Below are 1,057 nucleotides of genomic sequence, written 5' to 3' on the forward strand. Positions count from 1 at the left end.
GTGCGATTCAGATGCGTGCAGCGCGGATGCCGGTCCGGATCCTGCGCGCGGTGAGGCCGACCACCATCGCCCTGCTCCCCGCCGGCTTCCCAACGTTTCTGCGCTTCTGCGGAGCGCGCCGCGCTCCGCCTTCATGTCCGATTCTACGCCGTAGGCGCGCTCCCGCAGGAAGCGCGGGTTAGTCAGGAATCAAGCCCGCGGCGATTCCTGCTGATCGGACCGCGTCCCTGAGCCCCGAGAAGCTCGTCGCTGGACCCGCGAGTTCACGGAGCGACTTGAGCGTGATCGAGTGCTGGCTACGCCTCCGCTCGTCGAGCACGCGTGTGGGGAGCACGTAGAACTCCCACTGGTCGAGCTTGAGGGGGTCGACGGTCGGCTTGTCGGCGTGAGCGAGGAGCGCGAAGACGTAGACGTGCGCGCTGCGCCGCGGAGTCGACTCCATTTCGCCGGTGTTCCCGTCGTAGGGTCTCCGAGCGGGGACGACGAACTGGATGGTCGACAGTTGCCGCTGGTTCCAGCTCTGGACATAGGCGCTCGACTTGACTTCGATAGCGAGGTCAATGTCGCCGCCGACTGACCAGGTCAGGTCGAAGGCTGCCCACCCGATGCGAGGGACTCCGGTGTCGATTCCCAGAGCCTTGGCCACGATGTACTCAGCGAGTACCCCGCGAGCGGTGTTGTCGACGAGGTCCGAGCCGCTCCAGCGCCAGTACTCGAGCAAGTCGAAACCCGCCGGCTCACCGTTCGCGGTGAAGGACTCACTTCCGGACTTGAGGCGCAGTTCGAGCGGCCCCAGATCGTGCACGGCTCCCCGATTCTCTGACTAACGTTTCTGCGTTTCAGCGGCGGCGCCCTCCGCCGTCGCCATTTCCAAGCCTACCTCGCTGCGCCGCCCGCTGGAAACGCCTGTTGGGGCGCGCCTACTCCCCGTCCTGTCGCTTCAGCGCGTCCCAGAACGCGGGGACGATAGCGAACACGAGTGTGGCGAGTCCGAACCAAGTGACGAGCCAGACTGCGCCAGCCAACCGCCAGGGAACGTCGGTGTGGAATCCCAGCC

Annotated in this window: 1 protein-coding gene; it reads right to left on the minus strand. The window is 66.1% G+C overall.

Annotation, left to right across the window (positions count from 1 at the left end):
• Positions 1 to 178: 178 nt before the first annotated feature.
• Positions 179 to 805 carry a hypothetical protein gene (locus FDZ70_11320; GenBank protein ID TLM65008.1) on the minus strand — a complete coding sequence of 209 codons (627 nt, stop codon included), beginning with the start codon at positions 803 to 805 and terminating at the stop codon, positions 179 to 181.
• Positions 806 to 1,057 lie beyond the last annotated feature (252 nt).

Source organism: Actinomycetota bacterium, from assembly GCA_005774595.1.
GTDB lineage: Bacteria > Actinomycetota > Coriobacteriia > Anaerosomatales > D1FN1-002 > D1FN1-002.